Genomic DNA, 21,529 nt, shown 5'->3' with positions numbered 1-21,529 from the left:
GGATTGCAACGCGGCCAGGGACCAAAAGATGGTGAATGTCAACACGCCCTAATCCCCCTGTATTCCGGAACAGATGTCTCGATGAATGAAAAAGGGGGAAGGAGATGCCTCCTTCCCCCGATCGGTTGCACGGTGAAAAGCGGGTAATCAGGGCAGGTTTTGGGCCTGCTGCAGTGCGCCTTCAACTGTGGGGCGATTGGGATCATCCTTTTCCAAGGTGGAGAGAAGGTGCTGCCAATGAGCGATGGCGGTCTCCTTCCGGCCCGAGCGATATGCCAGACCGCCCAGGTACCAGAGGGCGTCCGGATGGTCCGGATCCTTGACCAGAAGCTGCTCCAGAAGGGCTGTTCCCCGAGAGACGTTGGCGGCGTTGTCGTCCCGAACCAGCAGTTCCGCCAGGGCGATTTGGGCATCCTCCTGGTCGGGCCATTGTTTCACGATCCGGGAGTAGACCTCGATGGCCTCATTGGTGCGTCCCATGACCATGTAAGAACGGCCCAGGCGCATCCAGCCTTCCGGATCGTCCGGATTGGCCCTCAGCCGCTCGGCCAGACGCTCCACCATGGCGGCAATCTGGGCCTTGTCGCCTTTGTGGGGGGAGGCCATGGCCGGAGCCACGGTACGCGGGGTGCCCAGAAGGAGGTAGAGACCGGAGACCGTCACCACCACAAAGAGCATCAGCGCGAGCCCCATCACCTTGTCCAGGCGCAGGGCCAGGGGGTTCTCCTCGGTCATCGTTGCGGCGTTACCGGCAGGCTCCCCCGAATCCAGCTCCGCCAGCAGAGCGGTCAACTCCTGTTCCAGCTCGATCCGTACCGCTCTGGCATCGCCTTCTTCCACCAGACCACGGGCGGCGTCCAGCTCCAGCTCCTTGAGCTGGCGCAGCAGGAGGGTTTTGCGATGGCTCAATTGAGCCTGTCGGTTCCCTTCCAGTCCCACCGGCAGGGGGGTATGACCCCGCCGGCTGAACAGGGGCCAGAACATCAGCGCCAGGGTGGCGGCCAGAATCAGGGGAAGAAACAGCAACCAGTTCATGGCCATCCTAAAATTCGTTGTCGGAGGAGGGGGCTTTTCCGCTCAGGCTCAACAGCTTTTCGTTGGCCCGGTTGACGCGGGCCACCAGCAGTTGAATCAGATGGTCCTTGATCTTTTCCCGGATATTCGGCCCCAGACGTTGTAAGGTGGCATCGTCGAGCTGCATGGCGATAACCCCGTCCTCGGCGGCAACGATGTGGGTGGAGCGGGGCTGACGGGAGAGAAAGCTCATCTCACCGAACACGTTGCCCGGTTGAAAGACGTGCAGTACGGTTTTGGGCTGCTCGGCCCGCACCGCAGCCGTGGTGCCGTTGACCAGGATCATGAAGGAGTTGCCGGCCTCTCCCTGTTTCATCAGGAGATCGCCCCGGCGGAAACGGGCGAACAGGTTGCTCAGTCCGGCCAGTTGCAACTTTTCGTTGGGCGTCAACACATCGAAAAAGGGGATGCGGTCGATGAGGCTTTTGACATCCATGACTCGACACCTCCGCTACGGGTTTTGTAGGGTACTTCAGCAGGGAAAATCTACCAGAGAACGGGCCTTCATACCAGCTTTGCCTTTTGGTCGAAAGGAACATCGATGCCGGAATTGCCGGAAGTGGAAACCGTCAGGCGGGGACTGTGGCCCTTGTTGCAGGGACGGCGCGTGGAGAGGGTCAGCGTGCGGCAAAGCCGTCTGCGCTGGCCGGTGGATGAAGCGGCTCTGGCCGCAGTGGCCGCCGGGGCGGCTTGCCTCGGTCTGACCCGTCGGGGCAAATACCTGTTGTGGCAACTCTCCTCCGGCTGGGTCATCTGCCATTTGGGCATGACCGGCTGTCTGCGGGTGGTCTCCCGGGACGAGGCCTGGGAGAAACATGCCCATCTGGCCTTTCTTCTGGATAACCAAGAGGAGCTTCGTTTCAGCGATACCCGCCGTTTCGGCGCGGTCATCGCCGTGAAGGGGAACCCCCTCGAACACCCGCTTCTGGCCGCTCTGGGGCCGGAGCCGTGGGATCCCCTGCTGACCCCCTCCCGGCTGGCTCAAGGGAGCCGGGGGCGGCGCGTGCCCGTGCATGCCTTTCTGCAGGATGCCAAGGTGGTGGCGGGCGTGGGAAACATCTACGCTTCGGAGATACTCTTCCGGGTCGGGCTTTCTCCCGTGCGGGAGGTCGGTGAAATCGCGGAGTGGGATGCGCTGCTGACGGCTCTGCGCCGGGTGTTGGAGGAGGCCGTTGCCCAGGGAGGTTCCACGGTCAGGGATTTCCGGAGCAGCGACGGGCGTCCCGGCTATTTTCAACAGTATCTGAACGTTTATGGACGCGAAGGCCTGCCGTGCCCGACCTGCCAAACTCCCGTGCAACGGGTGGCGGTGAGAGGGCGCTCCGCCTTTTGGTGTCCCCGCTGTCAGGGTTGATGGGGGCACAGCGCCGGGTGGGGTGATTCCCGGCGCAGCAACGCCGCCAGAGCGGGCATGGCTCTCGGGTCCACGAAGAGTCTGGCCCACTGCCGTCGGTTTTGTCCCAGAAAATGGATCAGCGGCGAAACCTCCTCCGCCGGTTTGACCTCTCCTCCGCAAAGGGCATAGATGGGGGCGTGTCCGTCGCTGGCATACTGCAGGTGGGCGTAAGGGGCCCGATCCACCCGGTCAAGGGTGGCCAGGAGCCGCAGGGGGGCCCGATGCTGAGGTTTTCCCGGCAGCGGGGCTTCCAGAAGGGTATCGGCCTGGCTGCGGCAAAAGGTGTCGAGGGCCTCCACCGCTTGCGCCTCCACGATGATGTCGGAGGGTACCCCCTGTTCGCACTGCCAGCGCATGCGCCGGTAGAGCGGCTGACGATGGCGCAGCAGCCCGCTTTTCCAGATCAGTTCCGCCATGGCGGGGGCGGCCGTCTCCGGATCGAGCCCGGCCCAATAGCCCGTGGCGTATTCCACCACGGCATCATCCAGCGCCAGGAACGCGGGGATGTCCGGGTTCTCCAGGTAGCGTTCCAGGGCCGGAGGTGTGCCGGTGGGCCAGTGGCCCAGCTCCTCCCGGACCCGGCCGACAGCCTTGAACAGGTGCAAAATGAGGCATTCGAAGGCGCGTACCGTTTTGTGGTCGTAGACCTGTCGGTACATGTTATCTCGGGCGGCGATGTAGCTTTCCAGGGCGGCGGGGCCCCGGTCGATATCGACGCAAAGCCGTTTTTCCCCGGCGATTTCGCCCACCTTCAGACTGTGCAACAGCCACTCCAGATCGAAGAGACCATAGCCGACCCCGGTGAAGTGGGCATCCCGCAACAGGTAATCGAGCCGGTCGGCGTCCAGTTGGGAGGCGATGATCTGGCGTCCCACGCCTTCGCCGCCCCGGGGGGGGCGAAGTCCCCAGACGCCCGCCATGGTGTCGCGCAGCCGGTCGGGATCCAGAGCCGATTCCGGGGGTAAATCGCGCAGTCGTGCCCCGAGGGCGGTCTCTCCGCTCAACAGGCTCCAGCCCCAGTTTTCATGGCGGGGAGCGTCGGGCAGGACGTGTTCGAAGGTGTGGGAGTAGGGACCGTGGCCAACATCGTGCAGCAGGGCGCAACACTTCACCGCCACCACCTCCAGGGGGGTGAAGAGGGCCGGATCCTGGTGCAGCAGCAGTCCCAGGATGCGCCGCGCCAGATGCATCACCCCCAGGGAATGGGAAAATCGCGAATGTTCGGCAGCGGGATAGATGCGATTGGCCGGCCCGAGTTGCCGGATGCGGCGCAGACGCTGCATTTCCGGGGAGTCGATCAGGGCCAGCAGCAGGCTGTCGCCGAAACTCTCCGGTTCGTCGGGATGGCCGAGAGGGGAGCGGTCCAGGGCGATCAACTGGTGAATCGGATCACGAAAGACCTTTGGACCCCGTGATTCAGTCATCGTCAGGAGTGCCCGCTTCCCCGAGAAGACTCCAGGCCCGGCGATAGCGCAACAGTCGCTGGAAATCGGCATCGGTGGGGTTGTCGATGCGGCGCAGATCCATATTATCTTCCAGATCGGCCCGTTTGACCCGCCGTGCCAGGGGGTTGGCCCCGGCGCGCACAAGATACTCCTCATAGGCCTCTCCGTACCGGTGGGTCAGGGCGTCGACGGCATCCACGATGGTTTTGGAGCAGCCGAGCCGGCGCAGGTCTTCGAAAGAGGTTTCCGAATCCTCCACCACGTCGTGAAGCACGGCGACGATGCGTTCCTCTTCCGTTTCCATGCGCAGCATCATGCGCAACGGATGCAGCAGATAAGGCGCACCCGCCTTGTCGGTTTGCCCCTGGTGGGCGTCAAGGGCCAGTCGGATGGCTTTTTCGAGCAGTGTCGGCATGGCGATACGCTATGATGGCTGAGAGGAATGACCAGGCACAGGCTACCATCGAAAGAAGGGGGGTGCGAGGGGTGATGCCGGGATTGTCAACGCACCGTTACCAGCTTTTGCGGGTCTCTCAATTCTCGTCGGGCTGATGCAGTCCCATCTCCTTCATCCGTCGCCACAAGGTGCTGCGACTGATGCCCAGTCTTTGGGCGGTAAGCTGAACCTGCCATCGGGAAAGGGCCAGAGCCTGGAGTATAGCCTCCCGATCGGGCCTTTTCTCTGCGAGGCAACCATCCTTTACGGAAGGTTCCGATGCCGCATTTGCGGGAATCCGCGGTGGTTGCGCGGACTGAACGTCGGCGCGGAACTCGGAGGGCAGATTGGACCAGACCAGAATCGATTGCTGGGCCAGGACCATGGCGTGTTCCAGGATATGTTCCAACTCCCGCACGTTGCCCGGCCAGGAGTACTCCATAAAGGCCGCCAGCACCTCTTCACTGACGCCTTTGATCGAACGCTTCAGGCGTGCGTTGAATTTGGTCAGGAAATGGTCGATCAGTTGCGGCAGATCGGTTTTATGGTCCCGTAGCGGCGGCAGCCGCATTTCCACCACCTTCAGGCGGTAGTAAAGATCCTCGCGAAAGTGTCCCTCCCGGACCGCCTCCCGCAAATGGCGATGGGTGGCGGTGATCACCCGGACATCGATGCGGACGGGATTGTTGTCGCCAAGCGGCTCGAAGACCTGCTCCTGCAGAACCCGCAGCAGTTTCACCTGCATTTCCAGTGAGAGGTCGCCGATCTCGTCCAGGAAGATGGTGCCGCCGTCGGCCAGTTTGAATCGGCCGATTTTATGGCGTACCGCATTGGTGAAGGCGCCGCGGGTGTGGCCGAAGAGTTCGCTTTCCAGTAATCCGGAAGGCAGCGCGGCGCAGTTGACCGCCACGAAGGGGTGGTGTCGGCGGGAGCTGGTATTGTGCAGGGCTCTGGCCACGAGTTCTTTCCCGGTGCCGGTCTCCCCGGTGATGAGTACCGTCGAGTCCACGTCCGCCAGTCGTTCGATGAGTTCGTAGACCTCCTGCATGGGCCGGCTGGACCCGACCAGTCCGTTCCAGCCCTGTCGGGAGTGGGTTCCCACGTCCAACAGGGCCAGGCGGCTTTCGTCGCGCACCACCAGAATCACACCGGGGCTGTTTTGCACCGGGTCGTGGAACAGGGAGGCCGTGCAACTCAGAATCTTGCGAACCCCTTCTTCGTTCAGGGTGAGTACGGACATGGCGCGGTTTCCGTTGCTTTCCGCGCGGGCTTGCATCAGCAGGGGCTCGACTTCGGCGAACAGCCAGGGGGCCTGCTCCGGAAGCGATTTCCCGGAGCAGGGGGAGAGACCCAGGAGCTGAAAGGCGGTGTCGTTGCCTTGAATAATGCGCCAGTTCTCATCCAGGGCCACGATGGCATCGTCGACGCTACGAAATACCGCTTCCAGGCGATTTCGCATCATTTCCTGATTTTCCCGGATGCGTTTGTGCTCCATGGCGAGGGCGACGACATGTTCGAGGTGGGGTGGCATGACGGGTTTGATCAGAAAGTCGAAAGCCCCTTCCCGAAGGGCGGCGCAGACCGTATCCACTTCCGGGTACCCGGTGAGAATAATGGACAGGGTTTGGGGGTGATGTTTCTGAATCGCGCTCAATACCTGGAGACCGGATCCGTCGGGGAGACAGATGTCGAGGATTACAAGATCAAAGATTTTCTGTTGCAGGGTTTCAAGGCCATCCTGAACCGAGCGTGCAATCGTTGGTGAATAATTGGCCATAGAAAGGAAAAATGATAGGGAATCAAGAAATATAGGATCATCGTCGATAATCAAAATGGAATTGTCCACGATGCCCCCTTGTTGCAGTGCCAGTGAAACAGACCGTTTCACGCTACCATATGTTTCACCAGTTTGCCTATATAAATAGTATGCAGAGAAAATCTTGATACAACTGAGAAGCGATATGGTTCGTGGGCAGCGTTTCCGTCAGGTCTCGCAACTTATAAATTATTGAAAATTTTCTGATTTAGTATATAAAATAATATACAAAAAGTGTCTTTATAATCAACTGGTTAAGCCTGTCTGGCGGTGTATTTGCATGATTTCATTGTTGAAATTTATAAAGAATTGTCCGCCCGGGTCGGCGGTGGCGTAACATAAAATGCCCTGAATTTGCGAAATGGCATAAGGGTTGCGATGAGGATGCGTTATGTAAAGTTGGCTGGTCTGGGTGGCCAATCGTGGGGGCGAGGGATGGGGAGGGTGGTTTCGGGAGTGGACAAGGCCGCTTTCCGGGGGTGGGACCGGGTTGTTGCCGGTGTCAGCCGTCCGGTCGTCACGGGGAAACAGCAGCAAGGGAATACTCGGGAGGGTGTCATGTCGCGCATACTGGTTGTGAATGAAAACCCGGATGTTCTGACCCGCATATGCGGCGTACTTCAAGACCATGGCCATGAGACGATCGTGGCGAATTCGGCAAGGGAGGCCCATTTCCTCTCGATTTTGTGGCATCCCGTGGATTGTATCGTTGGGGGAATGATGACTACCAAAAACAATGAGATCGAATTTGTCATGGAGGGTATTTCGGGTGTCCTGGAAGATCACATCGGGATAAATGATAGTTTGGCAATCCTCAGGAGAAATCCGCCTTGATGTCAAGTCGGTCGAAGTTTGTTCCAAGGCTCGCTGATAACCGCTCATAGGGGTGTGATCGAGACTGTTGTGGGCGGGCAATGAAGGCACAAAATGGAGGCGCAAGGTGGACAGAGAAAATAAGATTCTTGTGGTGGACCCCAACCAGGAGATGCTGCATCTTTACGAGCAGAATCTCAATGAGATCGGCTATGAGGTGGTTCCCTCTAGGAGCGGGTCCGATGCCTTGGCCATGTTCGAAGTGCGTCGACCGGAGCTGGTGATTCTGGATGCCTGTTTGTCGACATCGGATGGCCTGTCAACCTGTGCGGCGTTGCGGCAACGAGCGGATGAGAAGGAGCTGTCGATTCTCGTGGTGACTCCCCAGGAGGATAATACGTCGGTGATTCAGGCCTTTGCCGCCGGTGCGGACGATTTCATCACCAAGCCGGTTCATTGGGGGGTGTTGTTCCAACGCATGCGCCACCTGCTTCGCGGGGTGCGGGCTCACCGGCAGGAGCTGCAAAACCAGGTAGCACCCTTTTGCGAAGAAACCGCCCGGCACTCCCTCGTGGAACGCATCCTGGCTCAGGAACCGTGGATTGATATCTGGGCGGACTGTGCTTTTCGCTTGCAACCCTGGATATACAACTCACAGTTCATGAAGTTCTGAGGAAGAAGGCGAACCGCAATGGCTCAAAAGTCAACTGAAAATCGAAAGAGGTGGGGTGGTTTCCATTGAGGGCCATGCCGCCAGGGACGTTCCGGTCTCGGCAGCCATCATTTGCTGGAGCGTTTCCTTGGCGGCCTTTGCTCGGTTATTTCGTTTCGTGTTGGTGAACGCAGATGTTACGGTAGGGATTTAATCCAGAGTAAAATTATAGCAATAGGCTTGCCGCTATAATGTAAAATAATTAGTATTATTGTGTGGCATCTGTATACTTAGACGTTTTAGGCGGTGACAGGACGGTTGTTTGAAATATAGCGTGTTTCAGATAGACGAAACCCCGGTGGAAGGTACTCTAAAGAACCCGGAAAGCCTGCCACCAGCGCCTCCTCCATGTGGGACCAGACCTCGCGGGAAATCCTGTTCGATTATGATCATCGATCGATCGGGCAAGATGACCCCTGGATTCTTTTTGGCCTCAAGGGATGTCTGCAGACCGGCAACAGCTATCTGATGACAGGCGCCCGACCGGGCGGGGAGTCTTGGTCTGACCTCGGTGTACCTCGCCGGGCAATGGCCCCGGCTGATCCGGTTTATCGAAAATGGTCGCCTGGAGATCGACAACAACGGGGCGGAATACACCTTCAGTCCCTTCGGGCTGCCCCGCAAGAACGGGCTGTTGAGTCATTCGTTTCAGGGGGCCAAGTCGTCCGCCAGCCTGTACTATCTGATCGAACCCGCCACATCCAGCGGTCTGAAACCCTACGCCTTCCTATGCCACGTCTTCAAACACATCCAAGCTGCCCGAGTTGACGTCGACTTCGATGTTCTCCTGTCTTGGAATGTAACCCGGACATGTCCCCGAATGGCAAGCCCGCAGGGGGGTGGAGTATTTTGAACAATTGCAGAACATATTCACAATTTCAATAGGATAGTCAAGACCTGAAAGGTCTGGCTCTGAGATCAAAATAACAACTTGCAACGGAATAAATAAATATGTAGGCTTTACCGTGAGAAGCAGAGTCTCTAATATAATGAAATTGTCTTAATAAATTGATTATAAAAATTATCATGTAAATTTAGGTCAAAATATTTCGGTCAAATTTTGTAGGTTAGCTGGACGCTGACCTGGGATTGGTTTCATTCGGGGCAAAGGTTTTGGGTTTGTTACAGCTCCTCGGGATTATCGGAAATGGTTAAGTAATATGGCCAATACCTCGATTGAAGTGGACAAGTCCGCATCTGACCCTATGAAAGGGTCAATGGGGAAAATATGATCTATATTTTATGGAGTTTGCGTGACGAGTTTTCATATCAGGCAAATAATATGATCAAAGATGGTTATGCATACGCAAATAAGTCACAGTATCGATTAAACCCTAGACAGTTGACCAGTATTGGGTTTTGCGTAAATAATGAGAAAAGGAAAGTGAATCGAGGTTGGATAGTGTAATGCGCAATATGTATTTTATAGATTATTAATTGAAATTACATATGATATCCTAAAAAAAAGGGGGGGGATGATGTGGCAAGTGATGAGATTGATAATTCAAAAGTGTAAACAAGTATCTAAATCTAGAGATTTATTAATATTTATCGGCCTTGTTGCGGCTTTTCTATTTGTATTGGGTTCGTTGTCTAACAGTAAACTAATAATAAAATTATGGAGTATTGATTACTATAAAGAAGGTGGCGGCGCGTTTGTTGTGATTGTCTTTGCAATATTTGTACTTACAGTAATTGTATTATATTTAGTTAAAGCTCGCCAAAAAGAAAACATACAGAATGAAGACTTCCAAGGTAGAGAACCAGACAGGCAAGTAGTGTTTGATATAACGAGAGAAACCAAAGCCCAATTGGTGTCCGCCCTGGTTAGGAATGTTGATCAGGGAATGTTAGGCCGGGGATGTATCAAATTGGCGCTAAGTAATTTTGAGCTCGACCTATACGGTGCCACTTTTTTGTGCGATGCGATCGGAGATGCCAGTGATGAACTGTGTAGAATGTATAACATTAAAATTCCGGATGATCCCGAATCATTTGATAAAGAAAAATCTGTAATAATATGTCTAAATACAACAATTGAGTCGATTATGGTGAATTTTCGTGGGGGGAAGAGAACGCGGATCGGGTTGTTCGAAGTGACTGGGTTTCTTCAGCAGAATGGATGTGGAGGGGACAATGCATGCAGAATTGAAAAGGTACGTCAAGGGACTTATAGAAAACAACAACAGAGGAATTGAAAATAAGAGTATTACAATTGAGGCGTCGCTACCCTGTTATATTAACAGGGAATTGGACGTTCCAATGAATGATTTTGTATGTAGCAGTCCTCCGTTCATGGTGTCGTTTCGGGCGTTACTGAGAAATCAGTATGTTAGTATGTTAAGGGTGCCGCGCAAGATCGAGTTTGAAATGGTTGTTCAGGTTAAAGAGGGAATCCTCGATTGCATTTATCCAAATTCGGACGTCACGGTTTTTGTCATTGGTGACGGGGTTTCCGATAAACGACTCACCTATAACATGCACCGCCTGTTCGTCACCATGGGAGAACGTTATCGACGATATCGGGTCTACGGGTTCATTTGTAGTCCGAAAATGATAGGACAATCATTTGAGGGAAAGACTATAACATCCGGTTGGAATGTGTCTTATAATAATGAAGAGCTGTTTTATCATGCTGTAAGCTGGGATGAGTTAGTTGAGGTCGAGAACCGGATTGCACAAATACACCAGGAAGATCCTGATCGCCGTTTCATGTTTCTTATCGATATTGATGGAACCTATCTGGCTCCCCTGGCTGATTTCGACGCGGTCATCAAACCGGCCAGAGAGGAGGCTATGTTTCGGTTTTGCGGCGAATGGTTTGATGCGCCGTTCTTTGATGGGAGTGATGAACATAAGCAGAAAATGAGGGAATCTTACCAGCAAGCATCGGGCAGTGCCTTCTGCAGCCAGTTTGGAGGTGACGAGGATGTTAATATGCTGGTGGCTATAGGTCTTTACAGCGGGCTGATCGATGTGGATGATCCCTTTCTCTCTGGAATTAGCCACGTTGGAATGACATGTCCAACCGATTATCTGAACTATATGCTTGCCCAGATAGAGAATGACCGAAAGAAGCGGATCCAATTTTCAAGGTTGGCCTCGTTATATGCTCAATGCGCAAAGGCGATTCATCTAGGCTCCCCTACATCCTTTGAAGCCTTTCGAGTCAAGGAAGAAGAAGTGTTGCGGAAGCTTGGCATCGAGCAGCGCCTCAAGCTCAATTTGCGCATCGCCCGGTTGATTCGGGATATGGCGGAACGAAATGAAGTTGTCTCCATTGGGTTGTCAGACAGGCCAAATGCGTCCATGGGGGTCAGGTGTTGGCCAGAACGCAACCGTGGGTTCGTCACGGAGCCGCATCCCACCAGCCTTGTGCGCACCCCCTTGAAAATGGAGTGAATAACTATGCCGAACCGGATTGTCAGTTCTGTCGAGCCCAATCCCAATTTCCTGCATATCGAACTCCATTCCCCTGCCTCGGTAGCCAATTTAGGGTCTGGCTACGACTGTCTGGCCATGGCCGTGGATCTCTGGAACCATTTCAGTATATGGATTTCCTATGAAGAAAAAGAGCGGAGAGGTCGTGAGCCTTTTGTGGAAATCAATATTGATGATATGGGATATACAGGGAATCGCGGAGGGGAAGGCGGTATTGGTCTAAAAAATAATAATAAATTCATTCGAGCCTTTGGAGGAACCGTTGACTACTATTCTAAGCATGATCAAAGGAGTAGGCTGAGTCCAAATTTTTCCAGATTTATTGCTGCTGATCTTGTGCATCAAATTCGATTGTCTCAAATTAATCATATCCCTGATATTCGTGGACTTGGTTCAAGTTCCTCGGCAGCTGTCGCAGGAACCGTAGCGGCCATTCTTTATCTTAAGAATTTTTTTGAACTCGATATTGAACTTGACAAACCGGATTTTTTCGACCAACCCTCGGATGACTTGGATCTTATTGCTAGTTTAGCTACAGTAGAGGATCATTGCCCTGATAATATCTGCGCCTGTTTGGCAGGTGGATTAACTCGTGCATTTTTTCAAGATGTAAGTTCCTTTTCCGATATTCGTCATACCGTCAGGATGTTTAAGACAGGGTTGACAGACGATCGACTGCGTTTGGTGGTTCTTGTTCCGAATGCAATACTTAGAACCGATGTGGCAAAGAAAGTTCTTGCAGAGGTTCCCGATATAGAAAGGCAGGACGCTGTATTTAATTTATCTCGTGCAGCATGCTTGCCAGAGATTTTTAGATTTCGACGTTATCAGTTACTAGCAGAAGCTACGAAAGACAGGTTGCATCAGAATCTTCGAATGTTGCGTTGCTATCGCCTGAATCCTGATCTTGAATCTTCGTTTATTGATCTTCGGGAGGTGCATAAATCAGTTCTTAAAGCAGGAGCTTTGGGGGTGGCAATCAGTGGGGCTGGTTCCAGTCAGGTTGCCTTTTGTTTAGAAAATAAAGTAGAGGATGTTCGACGTGCATTTTTTGAGAGTTTTGTTAGAGAGGTTGGGGTAGCGTCGAACAAAATTCAGCAATCCTTTCCTGAATTGACATGGACTGTCGAGAGTCTTCGAATATTAAAACCAATTAATAATGGTATCTCCTTCAAAGTTACAGGAGGCTATAAAAAATAATAATTATTCTATATATTTTGTATAATCTGTCTGATCGAGCACCTAACCGCACGATGAGGAATGTCATGTATTACACGAAAAGATCTCAAAGACTTGCTGACTACAGACAGCAGATTCTCTCAAACCTCGGCAGGAACAGCCTCGACATTCAGGATCCTGCCTATCGAATTTCCCTTGCCGATCTGATTCCCGGAATTGCTTTCCGGGAAATATGGCCCTACGCCCCCCTGTTTTGGACTCCCCTTGCCAGTTATCAGCGCGACCCCGTTGTCGGGGAGAATCATATCCCTCGGAAAACAGATCATCGCACTGCCAGGTGGCTTCGCCGTTCCCTTGCTGGGTATTACGATACCAATCAGGAACACCCGAACGATATTTTCATTGTCTATGTTGGTGATGGTTCGTCCGATTTAGCGCTGGCCCGAAACCTTTGTAGGATGTCAATCAGTCCAGAGGCGCGTAGCGATCAACGAGAGGGCTTCCGAGTAGGGGTTAAGATGTTCTTGTTCGACTCAGCAGGCAAAATTCCTTCCGAGGAAGTTCCAGAATCCGATTACGCACTTGAAACTTTCTCCTCCTGGGCCGTTTTGGAAAAAGCTTGCCTTGAGACCCTGAAGAACCTGGGAACCGTTTCCGATAATTTTTTGATTCTTGATATCGACCGGACGGTTCTGCTCCCCCGAGTTCTCAGTGATCGATTTTTTGTTACTGTTGGGGAAAGTGCTTTTCTAGAATATGTCGGTGGATTTTTGCTTGGCGGTAAGGATTCCCTGCGGTTCGAAATTCAGAATGCCTTCCAGGTAGCCAAACGCTTTCCTCCATACATAGATGAAAACAGTAGCTTTTGGAACGACGAGGACACCAGGGCTGTTGCCGGTTTACTTCATGTATCCCGGTTGATGGACTGCGAGGCTTTGGATCTTACAGACCTTAAGGCGTGGATCGTAGAAGTTCTGAAACGCTTCCCAGGAAAACTTGATCAGAAGGTATGGAACGCTGGTCTGTTGCAAAGGCATCTTGAGGATATCCAGACTTCGTTGGAATATCTCGATTGCTCCTTTGCTCACCTTTTTCGGAAAGCTGAGGAACGGGCGATGTTCGTCTTGGACGAGCGTGATCAATGTCGTTTGAATGGGCATATGGTTCGTTTGGTCAAGTACGCTGTTTCCAATGGCATCAGTCCCGTGGCCTATTCTGACCGCCCAGGGGCATCTGTCGGGCTTGATCTGCGTTCTTTCTTCCGTTCGCGTCCTTCTTCCCTTAATAAGGCGTTGATCGAAAAGGCCTTACCTCTTATTTTCGAGAGCTAATGGCTGAGTGCATGTATATGCGCAATCAGATGTGCAAATCAACTTAAAGTTATCATTAAGTATTATTGTGAATCGGAGGTTTGGTAAACGGCATAGTCTGAGGCTAGTGTCTCATTATGCAAGTTAATCTTTTGTTTTCGTTTTCGTCAAACGAAGAGCTTGTTGATGTGGCTGTAGTCAAAGTGGAACGTTTCAATCTTGAATTCCGTATTGGCATGCTTTCCCTACACCACCGCCAACATCCGATCCAAGGCCAAACGGGCCTCCGTGGCGACCATTTCCGGTACCCGGATCGGATTGACGGCGTGGTTCTGTTCCAGGTTCTCCAGTGCCCACAGCAGGTGTTGGGCATCGATGCGAAACATGGTGGAACACATGCAAATGGTCGGGCAAAGGAAATGGATCTCCTTGTCCGGCATCTCGTGTTTCAGGCGATCCACCAGATTGAGTTCCGTACCGATGGCCCACTTGCTGCCGGGTAGGGAGTTTCTCACCGTGGTTTGGATATGCTCCGTCGAGCCCAGAGAATCGGCCATGCGACAGACGTCGAAGCTGCATTCGGGGTGAACGATCACCTGAATGCCGGGAATCCGCTCCCGAAAGAGTGATACGTGCGCCGGCTGAAACATCTGATGCACGCTGCAGTAGCCGTTCCACAGGATCACCCGCGCCTGCCGCATCCGTTCCTCGCTCAAGCCGCCGTCCGGCAAAGCCGGATCCCATACCGCCATCTCTTCCAGGGGAATTCCCAACCGGAAGGCGCTGATGCGGCCCAAATGCTGATCCGGGAAGAAGAGGGTCTTGGGACGCTGCTTGAAACTCCATTCCAGAATCGACATGGCGTTGGAAGAGGTGCACACTATCCCGCCGTGGCGGCCGCAGAAGGCCTTGAGATCCGCCGTGGAATTGACGTATGTGATGGGGGTGAACTCGCGCTCCACATCCATGACCTGGCCGAGACGCCTCCAGGCGCTCTCCACCGCCGGAAGATCGGCCATGTCGGCCATGGAACAGCCCGCCGCCAGATCCGGTAGTATGGCCGTCTGATTGGGGGCGCTGAGAATATCCGCCACCTCCGCCATGAAGTGAACCCCGCAAAAGACGATGTAGGGCACCTCCGGACGTCTGGAGGCCAGGCGGGCCAGCTTCAGGGAGTCGCCCGTCAGATCGGCGAAACGGTAAACCTCCTCCCGCTGGTAGTGGTGCCCCAGAATCAGGCACTTGTCCCCCAGGCGGGCGCGAACCGCACGGATGCGCGCATCCAGTTCGGCGTCGGAGAGTTGATAGAAGGGTTCCAGTGCGACAGGCGGCTCTTCGAACATGATACGATCAATCGTTTGAGTGATGGGTTCCATGCCTGAAAATCAGTTTAACACCGCCTCCGCAGCCTTGAAAGAGCGACTGCGCCGGGCGGTTCTCGATGCCGGGTTCTCCGCAGCGGGTTTTGCCCGTCTCGGTCCCCCGAACCATGCGGCCTGCCTCGAAACCTGGCTTCAGGCCGGCTATCACGGGAAGATGGCCTGGATGGCGAGGGATCCGGCGGGTCGTATGGATCCGCAACGGCTCTTTCCCCAAGCCCGCACCCTTCTGGTGGCGGCAGCTCGTTTCGAAAGCCGCTTCGCTCCGACGCTACCCGATCAGGGTGCCTTCGCCGCTTATGCCCTGCGTCCCGACTACCATAAAATCCTGAAGCAACGACTGCAAACCGTGGCTGCGGAGATTTTGGGCCGGGAGCCGGCGGTGCGCATCTTCGTAGACGGTGGGCCTCTGCTCGAAAAACCCCTGGGAGTGGTTGCCGGTCTGGGCTGGCAGGGCCACCACTCCCTGCTGGTCTCCCGACGCCTGGGTTGTGCCTTCCTGCTGGCGGAGATGCTGCTGCCCGTCGAACTGCCGGAGGATCATCCCGATTCCGACCATTGCGGCACCTGCCGTCGCTGCCTGGAGAGTTGCCCGACCAACGCCTTTCCCGCCCCCAAAATCCTGGACGCCACCCGGTGTCTGAGCTATTGGACCATCGAACATCGCGGTTGGTTGCCTCCGGAAATGCGATGGGCCATGGGAAACCGTCTGTTCGGTTGCGATGACTGCCTGCGGGTCTGCCCCTGGAACCGCTTCGGCCAGGTGACCGGAATCCTGCCCTTGCGCCACGACCTGTTGAATCGCCCCTTGCTCTACTGGGCCGAGATAACGGAAGAGGCGTTCTCGGCGATTTTTCGGGAGACCCCCGTGAAACGACTGGGTTGGCCGGCCTTTTTGCGCAATGTCTGCGTGGCGCTCGGCAATTGGGGGGATGGGGCGGCGTTCCCGGCGCTACGGAGGTTGGCGGGCCACACCTCACCGCTGGTGCGGGGCCATGCCGCCTGGGGCCTGGGCCGTCTGTTGCCCCGATATCCCGAAATTGGCTCCTTTCTTGATGAGGCCGCGGCCACCGAAGAGGTCGCGGAGGTGAGAACGGAACTGCAGGCGGCCCGGTCTATGCCGAACGCTTTTCCGGCCACTGACACCAGGAGCGGATGAGACACTCGCCGCAACGCGGGCTTTTGGCCTGGCAGACATGACGACCGTGCAGAATCAGCCAGTGGTGGGCATGGAGCAGAAAGGCCGGGGGCACCACTGCCAGCAGCCCTTTTTCCACCGCTTCCGGGGTTTTTCCGGCGGCCAGTCCGGTACGATTGGAAACCCGGAAGACGTGGGTATCCACCGCGAGGGTTGGTTCGCCATAGACCACGTTGAGAATGACGTTGGCCGATTTGCGACCGATGCCCGGCAGGGCTTGCAAAGCTTCCCGATCACGGGGCAGTTGCCCGCCGTGATCCCGCACCAGGATTTCCGCCAGGGCGGCCAGGTTCCTGGCCTTGTTGTTGAAAAGCCCCAGGCTGCGAATGCGCTCCCGAATGCCGTCCTCCCCCAGGGCGAGCAGGGCTTCCGGTGTGGGCGCGACCGTAAAGAGGGCGGGGGTGACCCGGTTGACGCCCTGGTCGGTGGATTGGGCCGATAAAAGCACTGCCACCGCAAGCTGGAATGGGGTACGGTAGTGCAATTCGGAGCGAGGCTCCGGGTTTGCGGCCTTCAGGGCCGCAAACAGGGCATGGATATCTTCCGTCAGCATCCGTTTCGCCATGTTATAAAGGGAAGAGAATGGCTTCCAACGACACCCGTCGGCATCACACCGCCTGTCCCCTCGACTGCCCCAATACCTGCGCCCTGCAAGTGACCACCGAGGGGGGTAAACTGAAGGAAGTGGCGGGCGATGCCGAACACCCATACACCCGTGGCATCATCTGCGGCAAGGTTTCCCGCTACGAGGAGATCCAGAACGGTCCCCGCCTGACATCCCCCCTGTTGCGCCGGGGCGAAAAAGGGGGGGGGGAGTTCTTCAACATCGGCTGGGACGAGGCCCTCGACATTGCCGCCGCCTCTCTGCGGGAGCGGATGCAGACATTTGGTTCCGAGACGGTCTGGCCCTTCTACTACGGCGGTACCATGGGCATGGTGCAGCGCGGGGCGGTGGAGCGGCTGACCCACCGGGCCGGGTTTTCCCGCATCGCCCGCACCGTTTGCGCCGAGGTGGCCGAGGCGGGCTGGATGGCCGGAATGGGTCGCATGGTGGGCAGCGACCCCCAGGACATCGCCAAAAGCGACCTGGTCATCTTGTGGGGTATCGACGCCGCCGCGACGCAACTGCCGCTCATGGGGTTCGTCAAGGAGGCGCGGCGTCGCGGCGCCAAACTGGTTGTGGTCGATCCGGTACTCAATCGCAGCGCCCGCATGGCCGATTGGCATCTGGCGCTTCGTCCCGGAAGCGACGGGGCTTTGGCCACGGCGATGTTGCATGTCTTGTGGCGGGAAAACCTCCTGGATCGCTACTACCTGGAGAAGTGGAGCGATTGGGGGCCCGACCTGGAGAGCCACCTGGAAAGCCGGGATCCCCAATGGGCCGAAGCCATTACCGGCATACCCGCCGAAGAGATCCGACGTTTCGCCCGGCTTTACGGAGAGGTGAAAGCGCCGTTCATTCGTTTGGGCATGGGTTTTTCCCGGCAGGCCAACGGCGCGGTGAACGTGCATGCCGTCAGCGCCCTTCCGGTGGCTCGCAACGCTTGGAAGGAGTTGGGGGGTGGGGCGCTACTGATGACCGGCGGGGCCTTTCACGTCAACGACGCGGCGGTGAAACAGCCGGGTTTCATGAAGGAGTCCACGCGCATTCTCGATATGAGTCGGCTGGGGGTCTGGTTGACCTCCCCGACCCTGGAGCCGCCGGTTACCGCCATGATGATCTTCAATGCCAATCCGGTGGCCACGCTGCCCGATTCGGGCCTGGTGAGGGAGGGATTCTCCCGGCGGGATCTCTTCACCATCGTTCACGAACAGGTCATGACCGACACGGCCCGCTTTGCCGATCTGGTATTGCCGGCCACCACCTTTCTGGAACACGATGATCTCTACAAATCCTACGGCCAGTACTCCATGCAAAGCGGCTGGGCCTGTCTCTCCCCGACGGGTTTGGCTCGTTCGAACCATCAGGTGGTCAACGCCCTGGCGCGTCGTTTGGGCTATCACGATGCGGCCTTCCGGGAGGACGAACGCACGGTGGTGGCCCGACTGTTGCGGGATTCGGGCTATCTGCCCGTGGCCCAGTGGCCCAAAGGGCACTGGCTCGATTGCCGTCCGCCTCGGGAAGTGCGGCAGTTTCAGGGGGGCTACGGGCATCGGGACGGACGTTTCCGTTTCGCGCCTGCGTGGCGCAATCGGGAGATGCCCCGTTTCCCCGACCATTGGCCGGTCAATCGTCGGGATAACCTGGAAGAGGCGGCGCGTTATCCCCTCGATTTCATGACCCCTCCGGCCATGGAGGTACTCAATACCACGTTTCTGGCCTCGGAGGCTGCCTGCAAACGCCTGGGCAAACCCCTGCTGTGGCTGCATCCCAGGGATGCGGGGCCGCGAGGCATCGTGTCGGGCGATTGGGTGAAGGTGGAAAACCCTCTGGGAGCCCTGACCATGAAGGCTCGGGTGACCGAAGAGGTTCGACCGGGTCTCGTGGTCTGTTATTCCAACCGCAAATCCGAGGATTTTCCGGAAAACAGGCCGCTCAATCTCCTCAGCCACGGGGACCGGGTGGCTCCTTTCGGGGGTGTGGCCTTTCACGACAACCGGGTTGAAGTGATCCGGGTGGAATCGCAAGAGGAGGGGGAGGAGCCATGACACATCATCCGGGACGGCATCTGGTCATGGGTTTGCCCGGCCCCGAACTGGGCGAGGAGGAGCGCACCTTTTTGCGAGAAGCGCGCCCATCGGGTGTCATCCTGTTTGCCCGCAATCTGGGGGATATGGAGTCTCTGGAAGCCCTGCTCGTTGCCATTCGCCAGGCGGTGGACCCGGCTCCCCTGGTATGGATCGATCAGGAGGGGGGACGGGTGCAGCGCCTGAGGGAGCCCTTCACCCGCTATCCCACCGCGTCGCGTCTGGCGGCGCTGGAGCTGCAGGTGGCCAACCGGGGGCGGCGCCTGGCCCAGATGTCCGGCTGGTTGTGCGGCATGGAGCTGGCGAGTCTGGGCATCGGCGTCGATTGCGCCCCGGTACTCGATATCCGGGAAGAGGGGGCCGACCCGGTGATCGGTGATCGGGCCTTCGGTACCTCACCGGTGCAGGTGGTGGCGTTGGCTTCCGCCTGGCTCGATGGTTTCGGCGCCTCGGGATTGGCGGCGGTGGGCAAACATTTTCCGGGGCACGGGGCGGCCAACGCCGATTCCCACAAGGCGTTGCCGGTGGTGGGGCGTTCTCTTCAGGATTTGGAACGTCGGGAACTGGTGCCTTTCCGGGCGTTGGCTCCCCGTCTGCCGGCCATTATGACGGCCCATCTGGTGATGTCGGCGGTGGAGCCGGAGATTCCGGCCACCTGGTCGCGCCTGTGGTTGCACGATATTCTGCGCAAGGCATGGCACTATCCGGGGGTGATCGCCTCCGACGCGCTGGAAATGGGGGCCTTGTCCGGCTCTCTGGCCGAAAGGGCGCGGCGCTCCCTTCTGGGGGGCTGTGACATGGTCTTGTCCTGTGTCGGCAGGCTGGAGGATCATGCCCGGGTGCTGGAGGGCATCGGTGCGGCCCTGGGCGAGATGCCGACGGAGGAGCGCACGGCCTCCCTGGGGCGGGTGGACCATTTCAACCGGCATCATGCCGTGCCGGTCGGCGATTGGCGGGCTTTGCTGCGCCATCCCGATTATCGCGAGGCCCGGCAGATGGTGGAAGAGGCTGCGGAAGAACGATTGGAACGCGACCCGACGGTGGGTCATTGACCGGATTCCTTTTCAACGACGAGCGAGAACCGATATGTCCCAGATTCGCCAACCCATTCCCACCGAAATTCGCCAGATCCGCAGCGAAAAGCGGCTGGAGATCGCCTGGAATACGGGGGAGAAGTTCTCCTACACCACGGAATATCTGCGCACCCACTGTCCCTGCGCCGATTGCCAGGGTCACACGCCGGATCAGGCCAAGCTGATCGACGGCAAGCAGGATGTGGATGTTGGCAGCATTATCCCGGTGGGCCATTATGCCATCAAGCTGGTATTTTCCGATGGTCACGACACCGGGGTCTTTTCCTGGGAGACGCTTTACGAGCTGGGAGAGCATCAGGAGGTCTTCTGGAAGACCTATCTGGACAAGCTGCAGCACCACGGCAAGCGGCGCAAAGCCAACGTCTTTCCCATCAAGGCCCTTTGAGGGCGATTGGTGAAAGAAAAGCCTTGCCCTGTCGGGTCGATCCGGGTATAAAGACCGCCAGCGTGTCCCCATCGTCTAGAGGCCCAGGACGCCGGCCTCTCACGCCGGTAACGGGGGTTCGAATCCCCCTGGGGACGCCAATTTTCTTTGTCAGGATTTTCGCAAAAGCCCACAACCCCATGAAATATAACGTTTCATGGGGTTTTTTGTGTCCGTCGTCGTTCGCGGAGACTTGTTGACATCCGAGGAACGATCACTGAAGTTGGCGGACGGAGACGGCATGTATCGGCTCGTCAAGTCTGCCGGACGATATTGGCGCATGGACTACCGGCTTGCAGGTTTTCGAAAGACGCTGTGGTCCGGACCAATGGTCGGAATTCCGCGGCGGATCCTCGTTTTCCCATCGCCGACGCTCCGAACAGTCCGCTTTCCCCCGGAGATTGCCGATTGAAATTGGAGCAGACGTCGCGCCAGCGCGAATTGCGGGCGCAGCAGCCATGGTTTGGGGTGCGGTTGTCCGCCGTAGGTTTGTGGAGGTTTCCAGGCTCTGCAAACGGGTGTGCCCGAAGAGTCCTGCAGGTGTCAATTTCTTTTTGACCCAAGCCCTTAACATGGTACGATGAACGGGAAAGGAGGTTGCCATGACCACGATTACCTTCGACCCCCTGGAGTTTACCGAGCAACTCAAGGCCTCCGGCGTTCTGGAACAACAGGCCAAAGGTCACGCTAAAGCGATGGCTGGGGTTCTCGGACGTGTGGAGGAGGCTCGTCATCAGGAGTTGGCCACCAAAGGAGACATTCTTCGCCTCGAAAAGGAGATCGGGCTTGCCAAGGCCGAATTGCGCAAGGAGATCGAAACTGCCAAGTCCGAAACCATCAAGTGGATGTTCGGTGTGGCTGCCGGGCAGGCGGTGTTCATCGTCACCCTTCTCAAGCTGTTCAAATAAGCCCGTCATCTTGCCGCGAAACCGGCCATGGTGCGTCAGAACAAGGCCGCGACGCTTCGACGACCGGTACCGTGGCTGTGTTCCACGGTGAGATCGTCGAGCGAGCCGAACGCTGTCATGGCGCGATCCTGGTCCGGTTGCAGCAGAAATTTATCAATAATGGTATCTGTTCAGGTATACGGGGGTTTGGGGGGGATTATCCCCCCCAACGGGTCC

20 protein-coding genes and 1 tRNA gene are annotated in these 21,529 nt (G+C 56.5%); 14 read left to right on the top strand and 7 right to left on the bottom strand.

Annotated features, from left to right (window positions below; all coding sequences use genetic code 11):
• Nucleotides 1-147 precede the first annotated feature (147 nt).
• Both ccmI and HQL56_08500 read right to left on the bottom strand, forming a co-directional pair.
• Complete coding sequence (gene ccmI, locus HQL56_08505; protein MBF0309553.1) at nt 148-1,041, bottom strand: c-type cytochrome biogenesis protein CcmI; 894 nt, start codon at nt 1,039-1,041, stop codon at nt 148-150.
• 1 nt (nt 1,042) lies between these two features.
• The gene (locus HQL56_08500) at nt 1,043-1,510 is read right to left on the bottom strand and encodes a cyclic nucleotide-binding domain-containing protein (protein ID MBF0309552.1); all 468 of its coding nucleotides are present in this window, start codon (nt 1,508-1,510) and stop codon (nt 1,043-1,045) included.
• A gap of 105 nt (nt 1,511-1,615) precedes the next feature.
• On the opposite strand from HQL56_08500, the gene mutM reads away from it, so the two are divergent.
• Nucleotides 1,616-2,428: a bifunctional DNA-formamidopyrimidine glycosylase/DNA-(apurinic or apyrimidinic site) lyase gene (gene mutM, locus HQL56_08495; GenBank protein ID MBF0309551.1), complete on the top strand. Its 813-nt coding sequence runs from the start codon at nt 1,616-1,618 to the stop codon at nt 2,426-2,428.
• Here mutM and HQL56_08490 read toward each other — a convergent pair.
• The 3 genes from HQL56_08490 to HQL56_08480 form a co-directional block, all read right to left on the bottom strand.
• Nucleotides 2,419-3,894 (bottom strand): HD domain-containing protein, encoded by a 1,476-nt coding sequence (locus HQL56_08490; GenBank protein MBF0309550.1) that lies wholly within the window; start codon nt 3,892-3,894, stop codon nt 2,419-2,421. The two genes, mutM and HQL56_08490, sit on opposite strands and share 10 nt — an antisense overlap.
• Nucleotides 3,887-4,330 (bottom strand): bifunctional (p)ppGpp synthetase/guanosine-3',5'-bis(diphosphate) 3'-pyrophosphohydrolase, encoded by a 444-nt coding sequence (locus HQL56_08485; protein MBF0309549.1) that lies wholly within the window; start codon nt 4,328-4,330, stop codon nt 3,887-3,889. Before HQL56_08485 ends, HQL56_08490 begins: the two co-directional genes overlap by 8 nt.
• 118 nt (nt 4,331-4,448) lie before the next feature.
• The gene (locus HQL56_08480) at nt 4,449-6,197 is read right to left on the bottom strand and encodes a sigma 54-interacting transcriptional regulator (GenBank protein ID MBF0309548.1); all 1,749 of its coding nucleotides are present in this window, start codon (nt 6,195-6,197) and stop codon (nt 4,449-4,451) included.
• 528 nt (nt 6,198-6,725) lie between these two features.
• Between HQL56_08480 and HQL56_08475 the strand changes: the two genes are divergently transcribed.
• From HQL56_08475 to HQL56_08445, 7 genes are all read left to right on the top strand, one after another.
• Nucleotides 6,726-7,001 (top strand): hypothetical protein, encoded by a 276-nt coding sequence (locus tag HQL56_08475; protein ID MBF0309547.1) that lies wholly within the window; start codon nt 6,726-6,728, stop codon nt 6,999-7,001.
• Between the two features lie 106 nt (nt 7,002-7,107).
• Entirely contained in the window at nt 7,108-7,653 is a 546-nt protein-coding gene (locus tag HQL56_08470; protein ID MBF0309546.1) for a response regulator, read from the top strand.
• A gap of 550 nt (nt 7,654-8,203) precedes the next feature.
• Nucleotides 8,204-8,545 carry a transposase gene (locus tag HQL56_08465; protein MBF0309545.1) on the top strand — a complete coding sequence of 114 codons (342 nt, stop codon included), beginning with the start codon at nt 8,204-8,206 and terminating at the stop codon, nt 8,543-8,545.
• Between the two features lie 622 nt (nt 8,546-9,167).
• Complete coding sequence (locus tag HQL56_08460; GenBank protein MBF0309544.1) at nt 9,168-9,890, top strand: hypothetical protein; 723 nt, start codon at nt 9,168-9,170, stop codon at nt 9,888-9,890.
• A gap of 64 nt (nt 9,891-9,954) precedes the next feature.
• Nucleotides 9,955-11,094, top strand: coding sequence for a hypothetical protein (locus tag HQL56_08455; GenBank protein ID MBF0309543.1), 1,140 nt, complete (start codon nt 9,955-9,957; stop codon nt 11,092-11,094).
• A gap of 6 nt (nt 11,095-11,100) precedes the next feature.
• Nucleotides 11,101-12,333, top strand: a complete 1,233-nt coding sequence (locus tag HQL56_08450; protein MBF0309542.1) for a hypothetical protein — start codon at nt 11,101-11,103, stop codon at nt 12,331-12,333.
• Nucleotides 12,334-12,398: 65 nt separating this feature from the next.
• Nucleotides 12,399-13,643 carry a hypothetical protein gene (locus HQL56_08445; protein MBF0309541.1) on the top strand — a complete coding sequence of 415 codons (1,245 nt, stop codon included), beginning with the start codon at nt 12,399-12,401 and terminating at the stop codon, nt 13,641-13,643.
• 224 nt (nt 13,644-13,867) lie between these two features.
• On the opposite strand, the gene nadA is transcribed toward HQL56_08445, so the two are convergent.
• Nucleotides 13,868-14,965 carry a quinolinate synthase NadA gene (gene nadA / locus HQL56_08440; GenBank protein ID MBF0309540.1) on the bottom strand — a complete coding sequence of 366 codons (1,098 nt, stop codon included), beginning with the start codon at nt 14,963-14,965 and terminating at the stop codon, nt 13,868-13,870.
• A 31-nt stretch (nt 14,966-14,996) separates the two neighbouring features.
• On the opposite strand from nadA, the gene queG reads away from it, so the two are divergent.
• Nucleotides 14,997-16,160, top strand: a complete 1,164-nt coding sequence (gene queG / locus HQL56_08435) for a tRNA epoxyqueuosine(34) reductase QueG (GenBank protein MBF0309539.1) — start codon at nt 14,997-14,999, stop codon at nt 16,158-16,160.
• On the opposite strand, the gene nth is transcribed toward queG, so the two are convergent.
• The gene (nth, locus tag HQL56_08430; protein ID MBF0309538.1) at nt 16,117-16,764 is read right to left on the bottom strand and encodes an endonuclease III; all 648 of its coding nucleotides are present in this window, start codon (nt 16,762-16,764) and stop codon (nt 16,117-16,119) included. The genes queG and nth overlap by 44 nt on opposite strands.
• A 17-nt stretch (nt 16,765-16,781) precedes the next feature.
• Here nth and HQL56_08425 point away from each other — a divergent pair, with 17 nt between their 5' ends.
• The 5 genes from HQL56_08425 (at nt 16,782) to HQL56_08405 (ending at nt 21,313) form a co-directional block, all read left to right on the top strand.
• Complete coding sequence (locus tag HQL56_08425; GenBank protein ID MBF0309537.1) at nt 16,782-18,848, top strand: molybdopterin-dependent oxidoreductase; 2,067 nt, start codon at nt 16,782-16,784, stop codon at nt 18,846-18,848.
• Complete coding sequence (nagZ, locus tag HQL56_08420) at nt 18,845-19,939, top strand: beta-N-acetylhexosaminidase (protein MBF0309536.1); 1,095 nt, start codon at nt 18,845-18,847, stop codon at nt 19,937-19,939. Before HQL56_08425 ends, nagZ begins: the two co-directional genes overlap by 4 nt.
• A 43-nt stretch (nt 19,940-19,982) precedes the next feature.
• Nucleotides 19,983-20,366: a DUF971 domain-containing protein gene (locus HQL56_08415; protein MBF0309535.1), complete on the top strand. Its 384-nt coding sequence runs from the start codon at nt 19,983-19,985 to the stop codon at nt 20,364-20,366.
• A 64-nt stretch (nt 20,367-20,430) separates the two neighbouring features.
• A tRNA-Glu gene (locus HQL56_08410) sits at nt 20,431-20,506 on the top strand.
• Nucleotides 20,507-21,007: 501 nt separating this feature from the next.
• Nucleotides 21,008-21,313 (top strand): DUF1640 domain-containing protein, encoded by a 306-nt coding sequence (locus tag HQL56_08405; GenBank protein MBF0309534.1) that lies wholly within the window; start codon nt 21,008-21,010, stop codon nt 21,311-21,313.
• Nucleotides 21,314-21,529: the final 216 nt, after the last annotated feature.

The organism is Magnetococcales bacterium (assembly GCA_015231925.1).
Lineage (GTDB): Bacteria > Pseudomonadota > Magnetococcia > Magnetococcales > JADGAQ01 > JADGAQ01.
This window is presented reverse-complemented; position numbering and strand designations above follow the sequence as displayed.